We start from the raw sequence: 26,580 nt of genomic DNA on the forward strand, positions 1-26,580 counted from the left end.
ATGAACCTTATAGGACTAAACATAAATAAGATATTCCTTTATTGTGCTATTGCGGGTACTTCCAGTTTGATATTATCCGCCTGCAACGACGATTACCTGGAACGTTATCCATTGGCAGAACTGTCACCGGAAACCAATTTTCGTAATGAGGCTGAACTCCGGAATTATTCCAATGGTTTTTACGATCAGTTACCCGATGCACTGGATGTCTATTATTCTAACCCAAACCAAGGCGATGATGAGGCCCGTAACACCCTGCCGGATGAATTTCGGGGTACCCGGATAACACCAGGCAGCGGAGGGGGGTGGTCTTGGACTGCGTTACGGCGTATCAACTTTTTCCTAGCGCATTCTCATCAATGCGAGGATGAACAGGCTAGATTGCATTACGATGGCATCGCCCGGTTTTTTAGGGCCTATTTTTATTTCCAGAAGATAGTCCGCTTTGGAGATGTTCCCTGGTATGAGACGGTATTGGAGGTAGATGACCAAGACTTACAAAAACCAAGGGACTCTAGGAAAATGGTGTTTGAAAAGATGCTGGAAGATATCGATTTCGCAATCGCAAATGGAAGTACGGAAAAAAGTGGTCAATTGATCACCAAGTGGACGGCGTTGGCCTTGAAATCGCGCATGTGTTTATTTGAAGGGACTTTTAGAAAATATCATGGTATAGGGGATTGGCAGGAGATCCTGGAGCAATCCGTTAGCGCTTCAGCGGATTTAATGAATTCCGGTGTATATGATATCTATACGAGCGATGCCGGCAAGGCATACCAAGAACTATTTACCGCTGAAGACGCCATCTTGGAAGAAATGATCTTGGCACGGCAGTATACCGAATCGATTCCCTTGGTGCATTCCGCCCATTCCTACCTGCTTTCAGCCTCATTCGGTAGACCCGGCGTGCAAAAATCACTTATCGACAGCTATCTTATGACAGACGGCAGCCGCTTTACGGATATCTCAGGTTACCAAACCATGGAATTCTATGAAGAAACCAGAGACAGGGACCCCCGTTTGGCGCAAACTGTCCGCACCCCCGGCTATAAACGCATCGGGAGCAGCGAGACGACGGTTCCGGACTTTGCTACGAGTATGACTGGTTATCAATATGTGAAATACGTGCTTTCCCCAGCCTATGATACCGGGCGAAGCATTAACGATATACCGATTTTCAGGTATGCTGAAGTTCTTTTAAACTTTGCAGAAGCCAAGGCAGAATTAGGTAGCCTCAACCAAAGTGATATTGACCGCAGTATCAAGTTGCTGCGCGACCGGGTCGGCATGCCTAACTTAGATATAGCAGCCGCCAATTCCAATCCAGATCCTTTTCTAATTGATGAGTATCCAAATGCGGATGCGGGAGCAAATCGGGGTGTGATCCTAGAGATTCGACGGGAACGCCGCATTGAACTAATCAAAGAAGGATTCCGTTATGACGATCTGATGCGCTGGAAGGAAGGCAAGCGGTTAGAAAGACCATTTTACGGTATGTATTTTCCAGGAATTGGCGACTATGACCTAGATAGAGATGGCAGAATTGATCTGGTTATTTACCAGGGGAATGCCCCTACAGCGGTACCCGGCAGACAATATCAGAAGCTTGGGGAATTGGTACTGGAAGATGGTAACAGCGGCCGGATTATTAACCTGCCTGATATTACCAAGAAATGGGATGAACAGAAAGACTACCTATATCCCTTGCCGCTCGAGGAATTGCAGTTAAATACAAACCTAACGCAAAACCCCCATTGGGACAATTCTGGAAAATAATTTTATGAAATTGACAATCGAAAAAATGAAAACGATAACCAAAGTTAATATATGCTGGATTCAGATTCTACTATTGTTGCCCACGCTAATGGGTTGCAAGAGCAGCGGCGAGTTTGATCCCGGCCCTTTCGCGCCAGGTGAAAAGGAAGCCAAAACATCGCTGACTTTTAACGTATCAGATGCCTCGGGAAACCCCATTGAGGGGGCTTACGTAGTGTCATTTCGGAAACTGGCTCCCTTACATATCCGTGTCGGTGAAGGATTTACAGATGCGCAAGGATTGATCCAAATTGAGGATAATACCGATACAAAGGAAGGATACGCCAATATTGTGGCCCCAGGTTACAATTCCCACAAGGTAGCCCTGAAAGTTGACCAGAAAAAAGAAAATAGGATCTCTGTTACCCTAACGAAACAAAATGTACTTAAAATATTGAGCTACAACGTAGAGGAAGGTTTCAAAGATGATGCGGCACTCAGGAAAAAGTTTGCTGAATGGGTAGCGCAGTACGACCCTGACGTAATTCTTTTACAGGAGATGCAGCATTTTACGGATCAATCTTTTGGCGAGTTTGCGAAGTCCTACGGGCATGAGTATGCCGTATTATCTAAAACCGTGGGATTTCCTACGGGAATAACCTCCAAAGAGGAAATCAAGGATATCCGCAAGGTAATAAAAACGGGTGTGCTACACCACGGCTATGTGAGTGGTGAAACCTTCGGCATACGATTGTTCTCGGTGCACCTTAATCCATATGAACTGGACAACGACCGCAATATTCATAAAATTGCCCGTAAAGATGAAATCAAGATTATTCTAGATGATGCACAGTCGTACGCAGGTCAGCCGGTAATCATCGGGGGGGACTTGAACGACCATAATGAGTTCGATAGAGACACCTTCGGCCCAGGGTATCGTTACGGCGAACGGGATCACACCGTAACCAATACCTGTAAAGCATATGGATACTTTGATAGCTATCCTTTACTAAATACTGAATTTAAAAGTACGTCTGTTGAGAAAAACAACACCACCAATGAAGGTTATCGCATTGACTATATTTTTGTGAACCAGCTCCTAAAAAGCAATGTCGTTTATGCTGATATTGTTCAATCTGCGTACACAGATCAATTTTCCGACCATTATCCAATGTATATAGAAATTAAAAAATCTAATTAATTATGAAGGACAAAATGAACTTTCAGACCCTGCCTAGAATGCATTGGTATTTGGGTATATTCCTGGGGATTCTATTCCTGACAAGCTGCAGCAAAAGTGATTTGAATACTGCCTCTACCCTAGAAGTGAGTGAATTGAAACCTGTAATTGATGCTTCTGAGGGAACGGTGAGCATAGATATATTATCGAATACTTCATGGAAGGTTGGTAAGCTTGAAGCAGGATGGCTTACTGTGGACCAGATGGAAGGGAGTGGGGACGACAAATTGTCCCTTACCTACGCTGAAAACACGGGTATAGAATCAAGGACTGCAGAATTTTTTATCGTGGCCGAAGATGGTAGAAGCTATCAGAAAATAGAACTGACGCAGTTGTCGGCGAATCCCTTTATCTCTCTCGAGCTTGAGAAGATGGAGGTGGTATCCAGACCTCGTAGCCATAAGGTTGATCTGAGCAGCAATATTCCCTCATCGGCCATTGGTGTTGAAATCCTGTATGAGAAAGAAGTGGACGATGCCTGGATTGTTGGGGTGAGTATGGATGGAGATAGCCTGCGATTCCAAACGACCGTTAATACGCTTGCTGAAAAACGAACAGCCCATATTATTTTATCCTATGAGGGAGCTCTGGAAGAAGAGACGGATATATGGGACAAAATAATAATCACGCAAATGGATGCGAGAAATGATTCCCCGCCACAGGACAAGGATTTTGCATACGTAAGAGAGCTGCCCCTAGGTGACATTGAGGAGAATATAGCGATCCGAGGAAATATCGTTTCCACAGGAACCTCCGATAACTTCAAAAAAAACACCTATATCATTCAGGATGGAAACAATACTGCCGTGGCTTTTGAAACGTTAGAAACCCTCCCGGTTAACACATATGATAAAGTACAGCTACTCTTAGACGGAGCAAAAATCGAGACCTTCCAGGAAGCTGGGGAGAGCTATAGGCTTATCACAGGCATCAGTGCTGCCAATATACTCGAGAAACAAGGGGATCCTGGGTTCTCTCCAGCGAGCCTTTCTATACAAGAGCTTAGAGATGACCATCTCTTATCGCTAGTTACATTGAAAGACGTGGAGTTTGCTATTCCCCACGGTGGCTATTCAAACTTCCACGAATATTATCCTACGCAGAGTTACGCGGAATATGCGACAAGGCATTATCCAGCTCCTATCCGGGATATACTAGGGGATAACCTTTATCTAATTACTAACCGCGCGGTTGGATATCGTAGGAAAAGTGTTCCTAAAGGTTCTGGTAAGATCACAGGGCTGGTCGTTAAAATTAAGGACAGCGCCTACGGCGAACTTGGCGAATACTCAATCCGCCCGCTAAATGAATCAGATATTGCGGTGAATCCAAACGCCGGAAACGGATTCTCAAAAACATTAGTCGAATGGGAACAACAATGGAGTGCTGGTGATTTTAATGATGGCGCAGGGAACTTGCCGCCTACTATAGGTCCAGCAGATGCTATTTTGAAAAAAGATAAAAGCGATGGTTTTTATTTTAATACGAAAGTAGGCGGTATATACCTTATTGACAAGTATCGAGGAGATAAAGCGGGCTCTGGTACCAGTGTTTCTAAGTCCACCTATAATGTAAACAGCTGGGGTGTGGGTAGATACTGGTTGTTTGATAACGTCTCTACACTTGGCATTAACACCTCTCTATCTTTACAGATCGAAGGTAACAGCAGTTTAAATTCGGGACCCAGAGATTTTGCAGTGGAATATTCGCTGGATGGAGACAACTGGAGCCGTGTAGGCACTTATCAGTTATCGGGTCAGATCAGCGCAGGGGAGAGCGAGTACGTGATCGCCAGCGGTAAAATGTTTACTTTTAAACTGCCGGATGTCTTACTTAATCAAGCGAATATAAAAATAAGGCTTATAAATATTAGCGCGACATCGGTAAACGGGACACAAACAACTGCGTCTGCTACAAGTAGGTTAAGCCATTTTTCGATAAAATACAATAAGTAGATTACCTTCTTGCCTACTGGCAGGAGAAACAAGAAAATCTTTCAGGGCAACGCTCTGGAAGATTTTCTATTAAATAGCTAAAGTTCGTTTGTAAAGGAGTTTAGCGAATCCACGAGACCGTAATGGTGTAATTGGTCACATTGTTTCCTACCTGCGTTTAAGTTCGTCTGTGTTGTTGATGTAAAGTCAAACGAAAGGCGTTGCAGCTTTTTACATTATTGGAATATTCCCGATTCATAAGTTACCCAAGGAGAGAATTGAACTGGATAGGTGAAAAGCCTACAAGATCAACTGTAAAGGGATAGTCGTATGAGACCCAATACCGAAAACAGGAAGCCAATCGACCTCCTGTTTTTTTAACAGATGTATAGATGCTCTTTTATATTTTGTAATTTATTACAAAATAATTATTAAGCAATTACTGTTTCAGTATAAGCAACACCTTCATAACACGCATTGTAAATCGTTTTCAATTCATCTAAAGAAGGAACTCTTGGATTGAACCCTGTACACGGATCTATTAGAGCATTGTTCGCCATGAAATCCAGATTTTTATTCCAATCTTCTCTCGAAATCCCGAATTCTTTGATGGCCGACTGATTATTTACTTCCGAACGAAGCGTTTCGATGGCTTGTGCCAATTCTTCAGTCGTTTCCTTTCCGATCACCTTTGCCAAATCTGGATAACGTTCCGTAGCATAAGCGTTATAACGAATCACATTTGGAAGGAAAATCGCATTCGCAGCCCCATGGGGAATTCCGTACAAAGCACCAACTTGGTGAGACAAGGAATGCACAATTCCCAACCAGGCATTATTAAATGCCAGACCTGCCATAAATGATGCGTCATGCATATTCTGACGAGCAGTAATATTGTTCGGATTTTTTACTGCTTCTTTCAGATTAGCAAAAACTATTTCTAAACCACCTTTCGAAAGCGCATCAGCAATATTGTCATCGATATTTGACACATAAGCTTCCACACAATGCGTCATGGCATCTAGACCTGTATTTGAAGTTACGTGAGCCGGCATTGAAGCACAGATTTCGCCGTCAATAATTGCAATGTCCGGAGTCAGTTCATAAGAAACAACGGGGTATTTCACTCCTTTTTCTCGGTCTGTAATGACAGCAAGCCCCGTCGTTTCGGTTCCTGTTCCGCTTGTAGACGGAATGGCGATAAATTTTGCTTTGTTTCTTAGAACCGGAACTGTAAAAGGTTTGATCATGTCATTAAATTCCACATCAGGGTATTCGTAAAACACCCACATGATCTTTGCTGCATCAATTGCAGAACAGCCCCCTAATCCGATAATCCAGTCCGGTTGAAAATTCTGGATGATCTCAGCGCCTTTCAGACAGGTCGCAGACGACGGATCTTCTTCCACGCCTTCGAAAACCTGAGTTTGAATTCCAGCTTCAGTAAGATAAGCAATAGCTTTATCCAGTGTCCCGCTTTTTCTCATGGAGCTTCCTCCGGTTACGATTACTGCTTTTTGACCCTTAATATTTTTTAACTCTTCAAGACTTCCCGCACCGTGAAAAACTTGCCCTGCGATAAATAATTTACTCATTTTTTTTTATTTAATTTTTGATAAAACAAAGTTAAATAAGATCAAACGAGTGATGATATACAAACAAGACTATGTGTTATACATTTGTGCAAGTTCTTGTTGAAGCTCCGTAGGAGTCTCTTTGAGTTTTGCTTTTACAAATTTATTAAGTGCCGAAGGGGAGTTAAAACCGAGATCAAAAGCAATTTCTTTATGCGATAAATCGGAGAACATGAGCTGTCTTTTGATCTCCATTAAAATCCGGTTATGGATCGTCTGAATTGCTGTTTCCCCACAGTGTTTTTTAGTAAGAGAATTTAACTTTTTTGTTGATATTGATAGTTCTTCAGCATAATGTTGAACCGTTCTGTATTGTTTGTAATATTCATTTAACAGCTTTTTATACCGGAGGTAAATTGGTTTATCTGCGGTATCTGTATTTAAAATCGGCTGCAAACCGTGAACGGACTCTATTAACCCCAACAGAAAAATTTTAATTTGAAATCGAGCCTGCTCTTTTTTAATAAGACTTGGCTTTTGATAAATTTCCTGGATTATTTTGATGGCATATACGCCTTCTTTAAAGTCTTCTGTTGAGAGAACAGTACAGTTTAATTGTGTTGAAAGATTTACATTGTACGTGCTCAGTTCATTTTTTAAAATATCGGAACAGAATAATATTTCTTCAAACAGAATGATTTTACCCTTTAAATCATCTGTCAGATCTGAAATAAAATGTGCCTGCCCTGGAAATATGACGGAAATTTTTTTTGGTTTCAGAAAATGAATTTTATCTTCGATATGAAGCTGAAGTTCACCATTTTCTATGACAACTATACAGAAATGATCCTTTTTATGTGGTGTTAAATAGTGATATAAATTCTCCTCATTCAAATCGAAAACTCTAAATGACAAGTTATTATCTTCCGGTTTCTGAATGTATTTTTTGATCTCCAGTTTCTTCATTTTTCCTATTCTTACTGAGTTTTAAAGCAGGGTAACAAATTTAGGATAAAAGATTCTAAACTTTCTAAATACAGAATTTTTTAGAAAATTGATAGTCTGAATTTATTTTGCAACACAATAGTGGCTGTACAAGTAAACATCGTAAAAGAAAGAACTATTATTAAGGTTCTTGTTCTCACCGCGGAATTTGAAAGAAATATTTATCCTGTGGGTAATTGGACTTGATTTTTTAAAAAGGCTTGAGAAAAAAATATTTTGGGTTGTTTTTATTTCATCACATCACTACAATAATGGACGATCCGGAAACGTGATGAGAATTTGAAATATCATTGTTCCAACGGTTCATAATATATCGTGCTTTCCCAGTTGGAATTTGCATATATTAGGGATACCGTTGATTCGGACTCTTTGAAGGCGGTTTCTTGTGTAATGCCTAACGCATAATTTGATTTTCTCTTTCATTTATTTCGTATTGTAATTTTACTCAATGAATAGATTGTTAGTTACGAGCTTACTAGTAGCGATCAAACATTCTAATTTCTTGCACCAGCAAACAAGTCGATATAATTCATTTTTATTTAAATATTTAAAATCAAAAATTTTATGAGGAAAGGGTATGATATTAATGTAAGGACCATTTTCTAAAAATGAAGAAAGGTTTTTTTAGAAAATATACTCGACAAACAAGGGGATCCTGGGTTCTCTCCAGCGAGCCTTTCTATACAAGAACTTAGAGATGACCATCTCTTATCGCTAGTTACATTGAAAGACGTAGAGTTTGCTCTTCCCCACGGTGGCTATTCAAACTTCCACGAATATTATCCTACGCAGAGTTACGCGGAATATGCGACAAGGCATTATCCAGCTCCTATCCGGGATATACTAGGGGATAACCTTTATCTTATTACTAACCGAGCGGTTGGATATCGTAGGGAAAGTGTTCCTAAAGGTTCTGGTAAGATCACAGGACTGGTCGCTAAAATTAGGGACAGCGCCTACGGCGAACTTGGCGAGTACTCAATCCGCCCGCTAAATGAATCAGATATTAAGGTGAATCCAAACGTCGCAAACGGATTCACAAAAACATTAGTCGAATGGGAATAACAATGGAGTACCGGCGATTTTAATCACGGGGCAGGGAACTTGCCGCCTGCTATAGGTTCATCCATTATGTATTTTTATTGTTCGAACCGAGAGCCAAGGTGAGGCAATAGCACATACTATATGCATTTTGGCCCAAACTGTGCCAACCAGATATGTGCGTATCTAAAAAAATACGTACGTTTAAGCATATGCTAAATTGTTTTTATTAATTTTAATGTTATAAACACATCTATCATGAAAACGATATTTTTTTACGCTTCGGTTTGTATCACCATGCTGCTCTGCCATAATGCCGCTTGGGCACAGAGAGACTGGCATAACACTGATAAAGATCGAGAAGTCGCTGCCGATAAGGACAGTATTACAAAAAAGGGTTATACGTTGATTTGGATCAATAAAGATCCCAACTTTGATATGGAACTGAAGAAACGTCTAATCGACACCTATTTTATTAATTATCCGAAGCTGGCTAAATATTTCAATCGCAAGACGACCAAAACCGTAACTTTTGTGATTGATCCTGATTACGAGGGGGTGGCTGCTACTTCAGGCGGAGTAGTCCGGTATAATCCAGCGTGGTTTGTTAAAAACCCGACGGATATCGATGTTGTAACCCACGAAGTAATGCATATCGTTCAGGGTTATCCGCATCGCGCGGGCCCGGGATGGATCACTGAAGGCATAGCAGACTATGTCCGTTTCAAATACGGAGTGGCCAATGAAGAAGGAAACTGGAAGCTACCGGACTTTAATGAGAAACAAAACTATGACAACTCGTATCGAATTACCGCAAGGTTCTTTCACTGGATTGTAAAAAATCACGATAAGAAGTTTGTCAAAAAGCTAGATAAAGTACTTCGATCAGGGACATACAGCCCAGAATTTTGGGTAGCGCGTACTGGTAGTACAGTGGACGAATTATGGGAAGAATATGCGGGAAATCCGACAATATAACGTCTTTAAAATTAGTATACTGTCAATATTTAGTTGTATAGATACTTTATACACGTATGTAATGGTAATTTAAATTTGGTAGGCTGGTTGTATGAAGATGGTCAACCGTGGCAACACCAAATTGTGCAATAATATCGCTCGCGCATTTTCCAAGTGCGCGAGCGATATTAAATGCGTTTAGGTACGGCACATACAATGCCGTACCTAAACGCTGTTTTGAAACCTGCCGCTTAGTAAAAGCTACTTTTTATTAGTCAGTCTTCTTGCTCCTAACTTCTTGACGCATCGGTTTATTAATAGACCTGCCTGCGTACCGCATACACGCTCTGTAATTTTAACTCCAAGGCTTCTTAAACCTTTAACTTGTTTTTCTGTAATTCTATATCGCATGCCGTTTAATGCGTCAGCAAACATCAACAGGTAGCCGAGAACATTTTTTGTTTCCGATAGTCCCGTGCCAATTAACGCAATCAGTCGCACCGCTTTAATAAAATGGGTCACGTGAGTGAAGTGCGAAATCGTAATAGCCCAGTCGGGCATACTAGGGCGATGTGTGAAGAAGCCGCACGCCAGCATCAAGATTAGCGGCACAAGCGGCATCATAAACATCATCGTTAGCATCGTTTGAACCCTTAAAATATGACGAAACGCTTTGTGTAATATGAAACCCAAGGTTTCGTTATGAATAGGTACCTGATCTCGCGAAAAACGTATTAAGGGTGTGCCACTAGTCGGAGATGATCAGGTAATAATTGTCTAAATCTCTTACGATAAACTGGTTTTTAAGTGAATTTTCATTGTAGTGAATTTCTTTTTCGATGCGCGCATTTAAATTCGTTGCATTGTCGAATATGGTAGCAAGATTGTCAACCCGAAAGAACAGGATTAGTCCGTTGCCTGCTTCCATTTCCGAATGTTGCATTGTTGGATGCTGGTGCTCGCCCCACTTGTGCAAGCATAGCACAACCGTGTCGTCACTCGTCAGGATTTCAAAGCTATCGCCACCGTGCCCGCTTATACAACCTAATAATTTTTGATACCAGAGGGAGCTTTCTGAAACGTTTTTTACCGCTATAATTGTCTCGGTTTTTATCATAATCACTTGATTTTTCAGGGCATTTTACAACGACCTTTTTACTTTTCTGCGCACCTTTTAGCGTGAAGATACGTTGATGCATCCCTGAATCCGTTCGTTTGTTGAAGTTAGCACAAAATGATTAATTATGCGAAGACGAAAGCAATATTACTCTTCAAAAAGGGAAAGACGAGAAATCAGAAAACTGATGGTTCATATTTCCAATATCTTGTAAAGAGGCCTTTGGGCTACTTTAGGTGATGTGATCATCGTCTAGCGAATTTTCCGACTACGATGAATATGATTGTATCATCTATCAGGCTATCAAATCCGTTATTAAATGCATGTCGTTTTGTTTTCGTTGACAATTTTTTCCGAAAAGTAAGGTTACTGTTTGACCTTATCTGAACGGTATGAGGCTACCATGTTTTTTGTTAAAAAGTCACTGACCGGAGTCGGCTTTCGATCTAAGAAAGTGGATAGGGTAACATCTACTTTATCCATTGTCTGCTGCTCAAGCGCAGTGGCCCACATCTTAAACATCGCTACGTACATGCCCGGAATACCTGCCTGTTCTAAGATATTTTCAAAATCGTTCACATCAGGTGATTTGTATTCAATTGTTTCACCTAATACACTAGAAATAGTTTGAGCTATCGATTTAAAGCTAACCGATTCGGTGTTGGTCAACGTATAGGTTTGGTTTATATGGCCCTCGGAGATTAAAATGTAAGCGGCTGCTTCAGCCAATTCTTCACGAAGTGTCCAGCTTGCCTTTCCTGTGCCTGCAGGGAACAGAATGGTTTTGGTATCAGCAAATTTATTCCCTAGAAAGGCAGGTATCATTTCTGCATAAATACCATTCTGAAGAATCGTATACGACATTCCGCTCTCTTTCAAAAAAATTTCGGTCTCCAGATGCGAATTTTGAAAATCTGCTATGGCTGAATCTTGAAATCCTGGTTTTCTCACAAACGAAGTGTAAACGACGTGTTTTACACCCGATTCTTTTGCCGCTGTTATTGCATTTTTATGGTGCTGTGTGCGGTTTTCAATAGCTTCTCGGTTATTACTTGAGACCAATAGCAATTTATCGACGCCTTGAAATGCTTTTACCATCGAACTAAGGTCTGTATAATCACCCTCTTTGATCTGTAATCCCTGTTTCTTTAAACCTTTGCTTTTAGCGACATCTCTAACTAAGACTGAAATTTCGGAGGGCTTCACTCTTTTTTTTAATAAATGTTCGATCGCTTTTGAACCAAATTGACCCGTAGCACCAGTTACTAATATCATAGTTTTTATTTTTTTGCTTATTAATAATTTTTATTTATTTTTTTGAAGTTTTGTGTTGTATACATACGACACAATTAAAATTCCGAGAAAAGCGATTCCAGTGATAACTTTACTAAAAGGATCGCCAACGACGAAGTGGGCTAGGGAAGCCGAAGAAAACATAATAGCGAAACCGATGTATGCAGTCTCTTTCAACAGGCGTACAGGCAGCCAAATAAAAACGGCACCGATTAGTTTTGCGATCCCCAATTCAATTCTGAAATAATCTGGGAATCCTAAATGTGCCATCGAAACTTTGACTTCAGGTTTTGTTATGGTCTCAAACGCAATAAATAGCATCATCATGGAAATAATGCTCGTTGTGAGGTAATACGTGATTTTTGTTGTTTTCATTTTCTTTGTTTTAACAATATGATAGCGCAAATTTACGTATATTAGCTTACCAAAATATAGTACTTAACTAAACGTTAGTACTAACGTTTAGTTAAGTACATAACAAATTAAAGTATGGCAACAAGTAAATTAGAGTATTCGCCGGTACAGTGCAAAAACCGTATATCGGCAACTGAAGATGCAATTTATGTTCTTGGAGGTCGGTGGACGATACGCGTGATGATTGGGATCCTGGGCGGGAATAGAAGATTTAATGAATTGCAGCGTACAGTAACAGGCATTTCTGCCAAGATGCTGTCCAGCGAATTGAAAAAGTTAGAAGTAAATCAATTGATTGAAAGAATAGTCTTTAGCGAGCAGACCCCTGTTGTCGTAGAATATATCCCTACACCGTACAGTGAGTCTTTGAAAGATATCATTACTGCTTTGTCCCAGTGGGGTGCAAATCACCGAACGAAAATTACGACGGCAAATTAGCGTATGAGAATTTTAGTCTGTTAAAAAAGGGGTTATATGGATAAACGGAGGAGCGCAACACGCATTGACCAATGCTGACAAACAAGCTCACCTTATTTTGCCCTTTCGCGAGCGGAAGCATCTCGGATTAAAACTGGGCCGGCGGCAATATTCGCTCTTTTCCGATCACATTAATAAAAAACTCATAAATGGTCAATTCATGAGCTTTTGTATGTTTTTATTTTAAGATTTGTGTTCTCCCCCCCGGGGCCACTTACGCTAAAGCTATGCTAAATAATGTATGGAAATAGCCGCTTTTGAGGTTGCCCTATAAATATATTCCAGTGGAAAGTCGGGAAATGTCCGATTTAGACCATCTCCTTTAATGTAGCAATGGCAGTGTTCAGCGCTGCAAGAAGGCTGTCGCGATATTTAACAAAATTATCTTGACGGTCGGCTTCTTCACTCACCTTTAGCGTGCGCTTAAGAAGTTTTGCTTGTTCTAACTCGTTTTTATATTGCTCGGTAAATAGTTCTGGCTTTTTGTTCTTTAATATGCGAATCGTATGCGAATATTGATCAAAAACATCGGTAATGATAACAAGACTTTTCTCGTCGTAATACGTTAAACCACCAACTTTTTCAGCCAGTTTCTCAAATTTTACTCTTTCTTTTGCGTAACCCATATTGTTGCAAATATACAGTATTTAGACGGTTTTTAGCCTCCGAGTTGGAAATTCGAAATTTTACGTGTTTTTAGCATTCCGTGATAAGCAATAAATTTCCCCAAGGGTTCAAAAAAGGAGCACAGGGGTAGCCGCCACATACGCTATCATATTCTTGCGTGCCGCCCCGCTAAGCTTTAAAAGGCAAATCGCGCGTGCTGTAGCATAAAATTTGCATCGTGTTGCCATTTGCGTTATATTGTGCGCAGTGCAATTAATGACCATTATTTATAAACTCTTAGTGTGAAAAGGACCTCCCTAACCATATTTTTTCTCTTTTTTTTATTTTCCGGCCTCTATGCCAAGAGCGAGGTCGACTCCTTACTCGCGGTATTGGACAAAACGATCGTCAACCGCAAAGTGTACACCAGCCAGAAGGAAGGCCGGATAAAGGCTATAAAAAGCCGGCTCGTTAGCGCGCGGTCGCTGGAAGATAAATTTCATCTTCATGAAGAGCTGATAGGCGAGTACCAATCTTTTAAGTGCGATTCCGCACTTGCCTATGTGGAGCGCAACATTGAAGTGGCAGAAGCTCTCAATAACCAGGAATACCTGCATAACAGTAGACTCAAGCAAGCATTCGTATTATCGCTATCGGGATTATTTACACCCGCTTTAGAAGTACTGAAATCGTTAGACTATCAGCGTTTGCCCAGTCATTTAAAAGTTCTGTACTGCTGGAGCTATATACGTTATAACGAAAATCTGATTAAGTACATGGAGAATCGCAGGTATGAAAAAACCTGTTTTTTAGAGATAAAGCGGCATCGAGATTCGTTAATGCGCTTATTGAACCCGGATAGCGAATTGTACCTCAAAGAGCAGGCTTTTAAATTGAGCAGCGAGAAAGCCTATCAAGCCTCTGCCGAACTACAGCTGGCACTATTTCGCGACGAGCAGCCCAATACCCACGGTTACGCGATGTCCGCCATGGGGCTGGCCACGATCTACAAAGAACTCGGCGCATCGGAGTTGGAAGAGAAATACTTACTGCTGGCGGCGATAACCGACGTGCAGCTAGCGGTAAAAGAGAATGAGTCGTTGCTGGCCCTAGCGGCCTACCAATACGAAAAAGGAGATACCGATCGCGCCTTTAATTACATTCAGGCGTCCCTGGAAGATGCTAACTTTTATAACTCGCGTTTTAGAAACACCGTCATTGGGCGGATACATCCGATTATCGAAGCGACCTACCTGGCGAAAATCGAGCAGCAGAAACGTAATTTGCGGCTCTATGCTCTGGCCCTTAGTGTATTCGTGCTCATTCTGATTGTCACGCTTTATTTGCTGTACCAACAGGTGCGTAATGTCTCGCGCGCAAGAAAGAAGCTCAAGGATATCAACGATGAACTGTTATTGGTAAATAAGAAGCTCGACGAGGCAAACCTCATTCGCGAGCGTTATATCGGTTATTACATCAATCAGTGCGCGGTGTACTTGGATAAACTTGAAGAGTACCGTAAATATGTGCATCGCAAAATCAAGGCCGGACAGATCGATGACCTGCAGAAGTTAAGCGCTTCCAACCTCGTCTTCGAGCAGGACGTAGAGTCTTTGTACAGTGATTTCGACGCGACATTCTTCGAAGTATACCCTAACTTTGTCGAGCAGTTCAATGAGCTGCTGCGCGCGGATGAACGGTATGTGCTGAAGAAAAACCAGCTTAATACCGAGCTTCGTATTTTTGCGCTGATACGTCTAGGCATAACTGACGTGAATCAGATCGCCACATTTCTACGCTATTCGATCCAGACGATTTACAATTATAAGAGCAAAGTAAAGAGTAAGGCCCTGTCCGAGGGTGATCATTTTGAGCAGAAAGTAAAAAAAATAGGTTCCTTTTCACGCAAATAATTTCTATTAGGTTTACTAATTTATTTTTATAATAATTTTTAAAAACCTCATTGTTTGCTCGTTACGTAAATAATGCATTATAAACACCTACCACGCGGCCTACTTGCACATGCAGGTAGGCCGCTTGGTTTATAACTTTGTTTTGCCACAAAAATAGAGTAGGGCAACCTCGCTTGCTAGGGTGACCTTTCTTTATTATTGAAAGCAACGTTTAACCATTTAAATTATAAACTACCCACACGCGACGGCAGCACGATTTATATGTGCATTCAGACGGTAAACTTTCACGGGTGAAATGAACTAATCTATATAGCTTATTATGAAGAATATACTTTCCTTTATGCTGCTCCTGCTATTTTTCGGGTGCGAAAAGAAACATGAACTTCCCCCTTCTCCCGGACGGATGATTAAAGACTTTAAATTGGAAACCGGCCAGTATGGCAATGCTACGATCTATCAGGAGGAAGGCACATTTAAGATTCTCGTACGCGTGCTGAGCGGTACGGATCTTAAACGTGTTGTACCCATTATTACTTTATCACAGGGAGCCAGTTGCAATATTGCCACGGGTGAGCCCATCGATGCATCGGACAGTGGCAAGATAATATTCAGTGTCACGGCCGCCTCCGGGGAGGTGAGAGACTGGGAGGTGGAGTTCAGGGTCTACGACTCGAGTATATCGGATTACGGCACCTACAGCATATCGGTGAATGACGGATCGGCTGTTATGCAGGTGATTGGGGATCTCTCATTTAACGAAAAGTATGTAGCGGGCGCGCTGATTCATGTAGCGGCTGCCGAAGCAGAAACGGGCGAAAACCTCAAGCGCTGGCAAGAGTGGGATATTATCTATCATTCCTCGGCCGGCGGAGCGAAGTACTATCAGCTGCGCAGCCTGCATAGCGGTTTGTTTTTGAATGCCGCGGAGTCTGGCACGCAGCTCGCACAAGATTGGGAACGCACCGATGGAAATATTGATGAGCAGCTCTGGCAGATCGAAGAATCCCCGAATGCGGGTAAATTTAAAATATCCAATAAAGCGAATGGCTTGTTTTTGACATTAAGTGCCGACGGTGGCGTAATAGCCCAGCCCCAAAAGGAGCAGGACAGCCAACTATGGGCCATCACCAAGCTGCCTCGGGATAGCTACCGCGATGGCCGGGTGACGAATTTTTTCAACAGGACGACCGGGTCCGTTGCTTTTGACCAAGGAACGAGTATACCGCTTAACGATGGTCGCGTTTTATGGATTACCCAGGATGCCTGGTACGAGGGTTCGCTCGCTCCCAGCGGGAATCTATACGGCAACCATTTTATTTCCTACTCCAACTCGATTATTATCCAACCGTCGATCGATAATTGGAGTCCACAAGCGCCAATGATGAGTGCCGACGGGCGGATGCACAATATCGGTAATATCGTACCAAAGCGCGAAGGTAAAGATTGGAGCTGGCCTGGGCCGGGCGTGCAGCTCGGTGATGCTGTATACCTACATGCTGGGGAAGGCAATAACCTTGGCTCGGCGGACGACAATCAAGCCCTGTTTAAGCTTACGCCCGTATCGGCAACGCACTGGAACGTTGAGCGTACCACTCCGCCCGGACTAACGGCGGCAGAAAAGCTGATCAACTATGCCGCGGGGATGGTTAAAGCGTCCGATGGGTATGTGTACGCCTTTGGCACGCGCGGTGACCCAGAGAGTTTTGGCTTCGCTTCGTACTTGCATCTCGCGCGGTTCAAGCAAGATAACCCGCAAGAATGGACATTTTGGGACGGCAGTTCCTGGGAGACGGTAGCCTCGTCTGCCGAGCAAGCCCGCGTCAATAATGCGCTGGGAACAAGCTCCGTGGGGTATTTAAATGGGAAATACATCCACCTAACGATGGACCAAGGTTTTTACTGCGGGATTCCTTCGCTAAACATGTATATATCGACCGCGAGCAGCCCGACGGGCCCGTTTAGCACCCCGACGCTGGTACACCACTTTACCGAATTTTATAAAGGATACAACGCGCGGGTGTACACCCCTTCGTTGCATACCGAGTCGGTCAATGGGCGCAATGAGCTGCTGGTGACCTACAGTATAAACTACGGTGCGTGTGAAGAAAACGGCGAACAGATCAAAGAGGAGGACGGTAACTTTGATCCCTATTACTACCGCGTTAAAGGCATCCGAATACCTTACGAGATGTTTGGTCTCTAGTTGCCATTTTTGTGGCGTGCGGACGCGAAACCTCGCGACATGCTCGGAAAAGGCCCGCATTTAGGCTTGAAATCGTTCTACAGCATTTACCAAATTAGATGGTAGTTCATGTTTTAAAATATTGTTATTAAATGGTTTAGGTGATTCGATACTTTACAATCATTTACCACAGCCTCTACCGCTTAGTAAATATAGCGCTAGTGGTTTATAAATTTGTTTGCCATTGAGGTGCGGCACCAGCCGGCTAGGTTTACTGGCCAGAGGCGAAGTCTGCATCTTGAATGCTCAACCGGTAGAAAATTATAAACTCAACATGAAAAATCTATTATTAAAAAAATGGTACCTGTCCTTTTTATTGTTCGCTCTGCTTGATACGACATCCCATGCGCAGCAAATAGCGCCATTCAAAGAGAATGACCGCGTGGTATTCTTAGGCAACAGCATCACCGATGGTGGGCATTACCATTCGTACATCTGGCTTTACTATATGACACGCTTTCCGGCAATGAACCTCACGGTGCTGAATGCGGGCATTGGCGGCGATACGGTATGGGAAATGCTACGGCGCATTGATGGCGATGTATTCAGCAAGCAGCCGACGGTGCTGTTTACCACTTTCGGTATGAATGACACGGGGTACTTGGAGTATAATGAACAGGAAGCGGATAAGTTCGCTGATCAGAAAGTAGAAGAATCTCGCCAGGGATATATGCAGATGGAAGAGCGCTATAAGCAGCTCGTGGATACCCGGATCGTGTTGCTGGGAAGCTCTCCTTATGATGAACACGTAAAGATAGCAGATAATACGCCGCTAAAAAGTAAAAATAAAGCCATGCTGCGCGTAGTAGACTTTCAGCGCGAGTCGGCCCAGGCCAATGGCTGGGAGTTTTATGATTTCAACCAGCCCATGAGCGCATTCAGTGCGCGTATGCAGAAAGATGATCCTTACTTTACTTTGTCGGGAAACGACCGCGTGCACCCGGATCTCGATGGGCACATGGTTATGGCGTATCTGATTTTAAAAGCGCAAGGCTTTAGCGGCACCAAGGTCGCCGAGATGGATATTGATGCAGCGCACGGTAAAGTGCTGGTGAGCGAGAACTGCAGTCTCTCGGATCTTCACAAGACTGCTGCAGGGTGGAACTTCGATTACCAGGCTAACGCCCTTCCTTACCCGCTGGATACCGTAGCGCGCGGCTGGGGTAGTAAAAAGAGCCAGTACGATGCGATGGCGGTTGTACCCTTTATGGAAGAGATGAACCAAGAGCTGCTGCGTGTGCGCGGGCTGAAAGGAAACTATAAGCTGCTGATCGACCAGGTGGAGATTGGTAGCTGGTCCGCAACCGCGTTTGAAAAGGGGATAAATCTTGCTGCGCTGGATCACACCCCGCAATACCAACAGGCGCGGCGCATCATGTACCTTAACGAAGAACGCTGGGAGATTGAGCGCCGCTTTCGCGATTACGCCTGGGTGCAGTACAATTTTTTTCAGCCCAAAGGACTTTTGAACGCCAATAACCGCAAGGCGATTGAAGTGTTTCAGGAGCATGAGCAAAGTGACGGCTGGCTGCGTGCCAAGGGCGATCTATACGCGAAAGCCATGTTCCCCGAGATCAGAAAGGCATGGAACGACGAGATGGAGCTCTTGCTGCAAGCCATTAAACGTACGAGCGTGCCGCAAAAAAGGACGATCAGCCTAGTGCGTATATAGCAACCTCCATTAATGAGAAGAAAAACAAACATATTATCCCTGTTGCTGGCTTTATCAGCCTGCACGGGCCTATACGCACAAAAGCCTTATTTTGTTGATGGTTATCACGGCGGCGTGTACGGGCATTACCCTTCTTGGGTAACGGGCTTTATGATCGAAAAGCTTGCTGCGCACCCCGAGTGGAAGATCGGCATGGAGATCGAGCCAGAAACCTGGGACTCCGTTAAAATAGACCAACCCCAGGCTTACGCCGCGTTTGCCGAGCTCGCAGCCGATCGCAGAATCGATTTTACCAATCCAACCTACGCGCAGCCGTACTGCTATAATATATCCGGGGAAAGCATTATCCGGCAGTTTGCATACGGTATGCAGAAGATTAACACGCATTTCCCTGCCGTTACTTTCACGAGCTACGCCGTGGAAGAACCCTGCTTTACCAGCAGCTTACCGCAACTGCTCAAGCAGTTCGGTTTTAAGTACGCGGTATTGAAATGCCCGAACACCTGTTGGGGTGGCTATACCGCAGCCTACGGTGGTGAGCTGGTGAACTGGGTTGGTCCTGAGGGAACCTCAATCCTCACCGTGCCGCGCTACGCCTCCGAAGCACTCCAGGAGAACTCCACCTGGCAGACCACGGCATGGAACAATTCCAATACCTTTTTACAGGCCGCTTACGCGCAAGGTATCGCTAATCCGGTCGGGATGTGTTACCAGGATGCCGGCTGGGACAATGGTCCGTGGCTAGGGCATGGCGAGCAGGTGAAAAACGAATCCACCTACCTCACCTGGACAGAATATTTTAAAGATATATCCACGGGCAAGTCTACCGATGACTGGCGGCTAAGCCAAGAAGATATCCGCGTGAACCTCATGTGGGGGAGCCAGGCGCTACAGCGTATCGCTCAGGATGTGCGTAAATCAGAAAACAATATCATGGTAGCGGAGAAAATTGGTGCGATGGCTTACATCGATAATGATTTCCGGCCCGCACCCGAAGATGAAAACGAAGCCTGGCGAACCTTAATGATGGCCCAGCACCACGACTCGTGGATTGTGCCTTACAACCAGCTTGCTAAAGGACGTACGTGGGAGCAGGCCGTACGCGCGTGGACCAATACCAGCGATAGCCTTTCCACGCGGATGATCGCCAGCGCGCTGGATAGTTACCCTATTTCAACGGAAGTGTCAAGGCAAGGCACAAACGATACGATCGGTTACGTGAAGGTTTTTAATACCGTCGCCGCCAGCCGCTCGCAAGTGATGCGCGTAGCCTTGCCGCCGGCGCTATCTATTTATGATATAACCATCTATGATCAAGGTGGTAAACATTCAGTTAGTGAAGTGTCAGTACAAGATGGTCGCTCGTGGCTACTTTTTCGCCCGGAGTTCACCGGTCTTGGGTATCAAAGCTATGTATTAGTAAATAAGGAGCCCCATCGTAGCCAGAACAAGGCGATCCAGCAGGTGCATGTCGATGCAAAAGGGAACTGCATCATCGAGAATGCCATGTATAAAATCACACTCGACGGGACTAAAGGAGGCGTGATCAGCAGCCTTAAAGCGAAATATGCCGCAAACAAAGAATTCGTGGAGCAAAATGGTGAGTATGCCTTTGGTGAGCTGGCAGGGCATTTTGTTCAGCAGGACAGTTTCCTTTCGAGCAAGAACAAGCCCGCGAAAATTACGGTGCTCGAAGATAACCCGTTTCTAGTACAGGTAAAAGTGCAAGGACATATCGGGGAGCATCCTTTCAGCCAGACGATCACCCTAGAAGCCGGGCAACGGCGCATAGATTTCGATCTACAGGTGGACTGGCTGCACAACGTCGGCATTGGCGAGTATAAGCAACAGCACGACTGGACGGACAATAGGCGTGCTTATACCGATGACCGCTATAAGTTAAAAGTGCTGTTTCCCAATTCGCTCGTCAAGCCCAGTCTGTATAAAGACGCGCCATTTGATGTGACCAAAAGTGAACAAGAGAACACATTTTTTGGCTCTTGGGACGCTATAAAACACAACGTGATACTACACTGGGTGGACTTAATGCAGCAAGATGAAGCGTACGGCCTCGCCTTATTTTCGGATCATACTACCTCGTACCTGCACGGACGGGACTACCCGCTAGGCCTGACCGCGCAGTATTCCGGGGTAGGCCTGTGGGGTGTCGACTACAAGATCACCGGCCCACTAAAGATGCGCTATGCACTTCTGCCGCACGTCGGCAGCTGGCAACGCGCTAAGATCGCAGCGGAAAGCAACTTCTGGAATGAGCCCTTGCTGGGCGTAATCGCGGCGGATGCTGGCCAGAACAAGAATTTTGTGCGCTTGGGAGATAGCGGGTTGGAGGTGTCGGCCATGAAGGAGCAGGGCGATGAGCTGTTGCTGCGCCTTTACAACGCAGCGGGCGAAGACAAACCGCAGCAGGTTGACCTGGGCTTTACTGTTTCTCAGATCCACCAGGTGCTCCTTAATGGTAAGCTTGTCGCTCCGATGGCCTTTCAAAGTAGCGGCGGTAAGACCACCTTTAACGTTGAGATACCACAATTTGGAATTCAAACGTATCGAATTAAGAAAAAATAAAGATAAAAATATAATACATGTTTATAAGAGTACGAATATTTGCCATGCTGTTTTGCGTTCTATGGTCCCTTCATTCCTGCAGCGAAACGCGCCGTGAAAAGCCGTTAAATGTAGTGGACTATGTCAATCCGTTCATTGGAGCGAGTACCAATGTAGGCGCCGCGGATGCTTACCATGGTTTGGGCAAAACATTTCCTGGAGCGACAACACCCTACGGTATGGTGCAGGTGAGCCCCAATACCATTACCGGCGGCGATAACAGTTCGGGGTATAGTGATGAGCATCGTACGATCGAAGGGTTCGCCTTTACACAGATGAGTGGCGTGGGTTGGTATGGTGATCTAGGAAATCTACTGGTAATGCCTACAACTGGAGACCTGCAGCTTATCGCGGGCAAGGAAGACGGTAGCATAAGCGGGTACCGCTCGGGCTACGATAAAAGCTCCGAAGTAGCAAAAGCAGGCTACTACAGCGTGGATCTCACTGATTATAACATTAAAGTGGAAACTACCGCCGCCCCGCACAGTGGCATGATGCGCTTCACCTTTCCGGAGCATAAGCGCTCGCGCATACAGATCGATCTAGCGCGCCGCGTGGGGGGGACATCCACCGAACAGTTTATCCAAAAGATCGACGCGCATACCATCGGCGGCTGGATGCGCTGCACGCCCGAGGGCGGCGGCTGGGGCAATGGTGAGGGTAGCGCCGATTACACGGTTTACTTTTACGCCAGGTTTAGCAAGCCGCTGGAGGATTACGGGGTGTGGAAGGCTGATATTCCGGATGACTGGGTGCGAAAACGAGAGGAAGTAGTCAGCGCCGATTACCTCGCGTACGTGCAAAAGGCATCCTTGATCGATCGCCCCGAACAGCAGCAGGGCGATCACCTGGGCTTTTTTACGGAATTTGAAACCGCGAGCAGTGAGCAGGTCACCCTGCAAGTCGGCATTTCATTTGTCGATTTGGCGGGTGCTAAAAATAACTTTAATCAAGAAATAAAGGGCAAGTCCTTCGAGCTGGTGCGTCAGCAGGCAAACGATCTATGGAACAAGGAACTCGGCCGGATTGCAATCCAGGGCGGGACGGGGGATCAAAAGACTATATTTTATACTGCGCTATACCACACGATGATAGACCCCCGTACCTATACCGATGTTGACGGCCGTTATATAGGAGGCGATAAGCAGATACGGGAGGACAGCTCGTTCACTAAACGCACCATGTTTAGCGGCTGGGATGTCTTTCGCAGCCAGTTTCCCCTGCAGACGATCATCAACCCTGAACTGGTGAACGATCAGCTCAACTCGCTGATCACCCTTGCCCGCGAGTCGGGCCGCGGGTATTACGAGCGTTGGGAAATTATGAATGCCTATTCGGGCTGCATGATCGGTAATCCCGCACTATCGGTACTCGCCGACGCCTACGTGAAAGGGATAAGAGGATACGACCTCGAGGAGGCCTATCGTTACGCGCTGAACACCTCTAAAAAGTTTGGTAACGATTCTCTCGGATATTCGGGGCCTCCTTTTAGTATCTCCAACACGCTGGAGTATGCCTACACGGATTGGTGTATCGCTCAGCTTGCGCAGGGACTTGGAAAGAAGGACGATGAGCAGGAATTTTTACAAAAATCGCTGGCCTACCGCGAAATATTTGACGCCGGCAAAAGGTGGTTTCGACCGCGTAAAATCGATGGCAGCTGGGAGCCGTGGCCCGCGCAGGGGCGCATAAAAGAGTGGTACGGCACAATCGAGAGTAACCCTTATCAGCAAGGATGGTTTGTGCCGCATGACATTCCTGGCATGATAGCACTTATGGGCGGTAGGGAATCCGCATTGGCTGATCTGCGCGCTTTTTTTGAAAAAACGCCGCAGAACATGCTCTGGAATGATTACTACAACCACGCCAATGAGCCGGTCCACCTGGTGCCCTTTCTATTTAATTACCTGGGCTCCCCTTGGGAGACACAGAAATGGACGCGATACATCTGCGAAACAGCGTATAAGAATTCTGTCGAAGGGATCGTGGGCAACGAGGATGTCGGGCAGATGTCGGCCTGGTACGTGCTCGCTTCGGCGGGGCTGCATCCGGCATGTCCGGGAAGCACGCGCATGGAAATAACCAGTCCTGTTTTTGCGCAGGTTGACTTCCGCCTGGATAACGATTACTACGAAGGCAAGCAGTTTACCGTGAAGGCGCATAATAACCTAGAGGGCAAAAACAGCTATATCCAAAAAGCGCTCCTGAACGGGAAGCCTTACCAAAAGTCCCATATCGACTTTGCGGAGATAGCCGCCGGCGGAACACTAGAGCTTTTCATGGGCGATAAACCCAACAAAGGGTGGGGGATAGCGGCAAGTTAAAATAAAACTGACGCGTGAGAAGATGTAGGTTTCCCGTTAGTCGCGGCGGGATATATGCTGGACAGAAAGGGAAATAGAGGAATTAAGAAAGCTAACAATGGAACAAATATGATGAAAATAAAGATTTTTACCTGGCTTATGCTACCGCTTTTGGGCGTGGTTGCCTGCTATGGGCAAAGCCGTGACCTGGTGAAGTACGTTAATACTCTGCAGGGCACAGATTCCGAGTGGGCGCTATCCTATGGGAACACCTACCCAACGGTTGGCCTTCCTTTTGCCGTACACTTTTTCTCGCCACAGACAGGCAAGAATGGCGACGGTTGGAAGTATACTTATAAAGCGAGCACCATTCGCGGCTTTCAGCAGGTGCACCAGTGTAGCCCCTGGATGGGTGATTACGCCGTGTTCTCGCTCATGCCGGGTATCGGAAGTCTCCGCGTGGGGGAAGATCAACGGGCGCTTGCGTTTAGTCACGACAACGAAGTAGCCAAGCCCCATTACTATTCGGTTAAATTTGAAAACGGCATCCGCGCAGAGATCAGCCCCGTGGAGCGCGGCGCACATATGCGTTTTTCGTTTCCTAAAAACGAAAAGGCCTTCTTGGTATTAGACGGTCTGTTGAAAGATAGCCAGGTGCAGATTATCCCGAGCGAGCGTAAAATAATCGGTTACGTGAACAACGGACGCTTTGTGCCTCAGGGGTTTAAAAACTATTTTGAGATTACCTTCGATGCCGATTTCAAGACCTTCGGTACGTGGAGAAATGGCGATAGTACCGTGCAGGCCGGCAGCAAAGAGCGCCACGGGCAGGGCGCAGGAGCGTACCTGGAGTTCAAACCTGGTACGCGTGTGGAAGTGAAGCTTGCCTCTTCGTATATCAGCCCCCAACAGGCGTCGCTGAACCTCAGTCGCGAGCTCGGCGGGAACAAGAATTTCCAGGCAACTAAAGATAAAGCATTTAAGATATGGAACACCCTATTGAATCGCGTGCGTGTTCAGGGAGGGACAGAAGCGGAGAAAGCGACATTCTACTCCTGCCTTTTCCGGGCTAATCTTTTCTCACGTAAGTTCTATGAGATAGACAAACAGGGAAATCCGTACTACTACAGTCCCTACGATGGGGAAATCCATAACGGTTACATGTACACTGATAATGGGTTCTGGGATACCTTTCGCGCGCAGTTTCCACTAAGTAATATCTTGCACCCACAGATGCAGGGCCGATATATGCAATCGCTGCTGGACGCCCAGCAACAGGCGGGTTTCTTTCCCACCTGGTCGAATCCGGGCATGTCCGGCGTGATGATCGGCAACCATGCCATTTCACTGCTCACCGATGCGTGGGTGAAAGGGATCCGCAGCTTTGATCCCGATAGTGCTTTAACAGCGTATTACCACGAGTCAACCAACAAAGGATACTGGGGTGGCTCGAACGGCAGAGAGGGCTGGAAGGACTACTTCACCAAAGGCTTTGTTCCGTACGGCCAGGTTCATGAAAGTACCGCCAAGACGCTCGAGTATGCTTACGATGATTTCTGCGCTTATCAGTTAGCGAAGCTCACGGGAAATGAATTTTACCAAAAGGTATTCGCCCGGCAGATGTACAATTACCAGAATGTATTTGACAAACAGGTCGGATTCGTGCGTGGCCGTTTGCCCAGCGGGCAGTGGCGAGCGGATTTCGATCCATTTGAATGGGGCGGCCCGTTTACAGAAGCCAATGCCTGGCAATATACCTGGTCGGTGATGCATGACATAAATGGGTTAATCAACCTGATGGGGGGGCAGGACCGTTTCAATGCGAAGCTGGATTCCTTTTTCACCATGGAACAGACGATCAATTATGGCAGCTATAAACAAGAGATACATGAGATGCGCGAGATGCTACTGGCGAAAATGGGGCAATATGCGCATGGAAACCAGCCTACCCAGCACGTTCCATACCTATATAATTTCAGTGGCCAGCCCTGGAAAGCGCAGCAGCGCGCACGTAAGGTGATGGCCCAATTGTATAATGCTACCGAGAAAGGCTACCCCGGTGATGAAGACCAAGGTCAAATGTCCTCCTGGTATGTGTTAAGTGCAATGGGGTTATACAGTGTATGCCCGGGTACCGAGGAATATGTTTTTGGTAGTCCGGTGTTCCAGCGCGTAGCACTCAAGCTCGAAGATGGCAAGGAGTTCCTCATACTGGCCAAAAATAATAGTCCCCAGAACGTCTACATTCAGTCCGCCAGATTAAACGGCGAGCTATACGATAAGAACTATATCCGGTATGCCGATATCGTAAAGGGTGGTGAACTGGAATTCGTTATGGGGCCGAGGCCGAACAAGGAGCGTGGGATCTCCCCGGACTCAAGGCCGTTTTCACTAAGCGCGCTGCAATAGCTCTTC

At 45.2% G+C, this 26,580-nt stretch carries 19 protein-coding genes; 12 read left to right on the forward strand and 7 right to left on the reverse strand.

Going from position 1 to position 26,580, the window contains the following annotated elements; all coding sequences use genetic code 11:
• From FM107_RS14125 to FM107_RS14135, 3 genes are read left to right on the forward strand one after another with little or no spacing between them, the layout of a single operon-like run.
• Positions 1 to 1,776 (forward strand): RagB/SusD family nutrient uptake outer membrane protein, encoded by a 1,776-nt coding sequence (locus FM107_RS14125; RefSeq protein ID WP_086949129.1) that lies wholly within the window; start codon positions 1 to 3, stop codon positions 1,774 to 1,776.
• A gap of 4 nt (positions 1,777 to 1,780) precedes the next feature.
• Entirely contained in the window at positions 1,781 to 2,956 is a 1,176-nt protein-coding gene (locus tag FM107_RS14130; protein ID WP_086949130.1) for an endonuclease/exonuclease/phosphatase family protein, read from the forward strand.
• Between the two features lie 2 nt (positions 2,957 to 2,958).
• A complete protein-coding gene (locus FM107_RS14135; protein ID WP_086949131.1) occupies positions 2,959 to 4,950 on the forward strand; it encodes a BACON domain-containing protein in 1,992 nt (663 codons plus the stop codon).
• 410 nt (positions 4,951 to 5,360) lie between these two features.
• Here the strand turns inward: FM107_RS14135 and FM107_RS14140 are convergent, their stop codons facing one another.
• Positions 5,361 to 6,524, reverse strand: coding sequence for an iron-containing alcohol dehydrogenase (locus FM107_RS14140; RefSeq protein ID WP_086949132.1), 1,164 nt, complete (start codon positions 6,522 to 6,524; stop codon positions 5,361 to 5,363).
• A 69-nt stretch (positions 6,525 to 6,593) separates the two neighbouring features.
• The gene (locus FM107_RS14145; RefSeq protein WP_086949133.1) at positions 6,594 to 7,469 is read right to left on the reverse strand and encodes a helix-turn-helix transcriptional regulator; all 876 of its coding nucleotides are present in this window, start codon (positions 7,467 to 7,469) and stop codon (positions 6,594 to 6,596) included.
• A gap of 672 nt (positions 7,470 to 8,141) precedes the next feature.
• Here FM107_RS14145 and FM107_RS14150 point away from each other — a divergent pair.
• On the forward strand, positions 8,142 to 8,573 hold the full coding sequence (locus tag FM107_RS14150) for a DUF5689 domain-containing protein (RefSeq protein WP_256959554.1): 432 nt from the start codon (positions 8,142 to 8,144) through the stop codon (positions 8,571 to 8,573).
• A gap of 234 nt (positions 8,574 to 8,807) precedes the next feature.
• Complete coding sequence (locus tag FM107_RS14155; protein WP_086949135.1) at positions 8,808 to 9,527, forward strand: basic secretory protein-like protein; 720 nt, start codon at positions 8,808 to 8,810, stop codon at positions 9,525 to 9,527.
• Positions 9,528 to 9,767: 240 nt separating this feature from the next.
• Here FM107_RS14155 and FM107_RS14160 read toward each other — a convergent pair whose 3' ends face one another.
• From FM107_RS14160 to FM107_RS14175, 4 genes are all read right to left on the reverse strand, one after another.
• A complete protein-coding gene (locus tag FM107_RS14160) occupies positions 9,768 to 10,148 on the reverse strand; it encodes an ABC transporter permease (RefSeq protein WP_086949136.1) in 381 nt (126 codons plus the stop codon).
• A gap of 106 nt (positions 10,149 to 10,254) precedes the next feature.
• A complete protein-coding gene (locus FM107_RS14165) occupies positions 10,255 to 10,623 on the reverse strand; it encodes a VOC family protein (RefSeq protein ID WP_086949137.1) in 369 nt (122 codons plus the stop codon).
• A gap of 366 nt (positions 10,624 to 10,989) precedes the next feature.
• Positions 10,990 to 11,898 carry an SDR family oxidoreductase gene (locus tag FM107_RS14170; RefSeq protein WP_086949138.1) on the reverse strand — a complete coding sequence of 303 codons (909 nt, stop codon included), beginning with the start codon at positions 11,896 to 11,898 and terminating at the stop codon, positions 10,990 to 10,992.
• A 30-nt stretch (positions 11,899 to 11,928) separates the two neighbouring features.
• On the reverse strand, positions 11,929 to 12,291 hold the full coding sequence (locus tag FM107_RS14175; protein WP_086949139.1) for a DoxX family protein: 363 nt from the start codon (positions 12,289 to 12,291) through the stop codon (positions 11,929 to 11,931).
• A 114-nt stretch (positions 12,292 to 12,405) separates the two neighbouring features.
• Here FM107_RS14175 and FM107_RS14180 point away from each other — a divergent pair, with 114 nt between their 5' ends.
• The gene (locus tag FM107_RS14180; RefSeq protein ID WP_086949140.1) at positions 12,406 to 12,768 is read left to right on the forward strand and encodes a helix-turn-helix domain-containing protein; all 363 of its coding nucleotides are present in this window, start codon (positions 12,406 to 12,408) and stop codon (positions 12,766 to 12,768) included.
• Positions 12,769 to 13,115: 347 nt separating this feature from the next.
• On the opposite strand, the gene FM107_RS14185 is transcribed toward FM107_RS14180, so the two are convergent.
• On the reverse strand, positions 13,116 to 13,433 hold the full coding sequence (locus FM107_RS14185) for a hypothetical protein (RefSeq protein ID WP_086949141.1): 318 nt from the start codon (positions 13,431 to 13,433) through the stop codon (positions 13,116 to 13,118).
• Between the two features lie 282 nt (positions 13,434 to 13,715).
• Between FM107_RS14185 and FM107_RS14190 the strand changes: the two genes are divergently transcribed.
• The 6 genes from FM107_RS14190 to FM107_RS14215 all read left to right on the forward strand — a co-directional run bounded on the left by FM107_RS14190 (position 13,716) and on the right by FM107_RS14215 (position 26,574).
• Positions 13,716 to 15,326, forward strand: a complete 1,611-nt coding sequence (locus FM107_RS14190) for a DUF6377 domain-containing protein (RefSeq protein WP_086949142.1) — start codon at positions 13,716 to 13,718, stop codon at positions 15,324 to 15,326.
• 319 nt (positions 15,327 to 15,645) lie between these two features.
• A complete protein-coding gene (locus FM107_RS14195) occupies positions 15,646 to 17,529 on the forward strand; it encodes an RICIN domain-containing protein (RefSeq protein WP_256959551.1) in 1,884 nt (627 codons plus the stop codon).
• A 313-nt stretch (positions 17,530 to 17,842) separates the two neighbouring features.
• Entirely contained in the window at positions 17,843 to 19,240 is a 1,398-nt protein-coding gene (locus FM107_RS14200) for an SGNH/GDSL hydrolase family protein (protein ID WP_086949143.1), read from the forward strand.
• Positions 19,241 to 19,252: 12 nt separating this feature from the next.
• On the forward strand, positions 19,253 to 21,823 hold the full coding sequence (locus FM107_RS14205) for a glycoside hydrolase family 38 C-terminal domain-containing protein (protein WP_086949144.1): 2,571 nt from the start codon (positions 19,253 to 19,255) through the stop codon (positions 21,821 to 21,823).
• A 17-nt stretch (positions 21,824 to 21,840) separates the two neighbouring features.
• The gene (locus FM107_RS14210; RefSeq protein ID WP_086949145.1) at positions 21,841 to 24,186 is read left to right on the forward strand and encodes a GH92 family glycosyl hydrolase; all 2,346 of its coding nucleotides are present in this window, start codon (positions 21,841 to 21,843) and stop codon (positions 24,184 to 24,186) included.
• A 108-nt stretch (positions 24,187 to 24,294) separates the two neighbouring features.
• On the forward strand, positions 24,295 to 26,574 hold the full coding sequence (locus FM107_RS14215; protein WP_256959552.1) for a GH92 family glycosyl hydrolase: 2,280 nt from the start codon (positions 24,295 to 24,297) through the stop codon (positions 26,572 to 26,574).
• Positions 26,575 to 26,580: the final 6 nt, after the last annotated feature.

It is taken from the genome of Sphingobacterium sp. JB170, assembly GCF_900163865.1.
Lineage (GTDB): Bacteria > Bacteroidota > Bacteroidia > Sphingobacteriales > Sphingobacteriaceae > Sphingobacterium.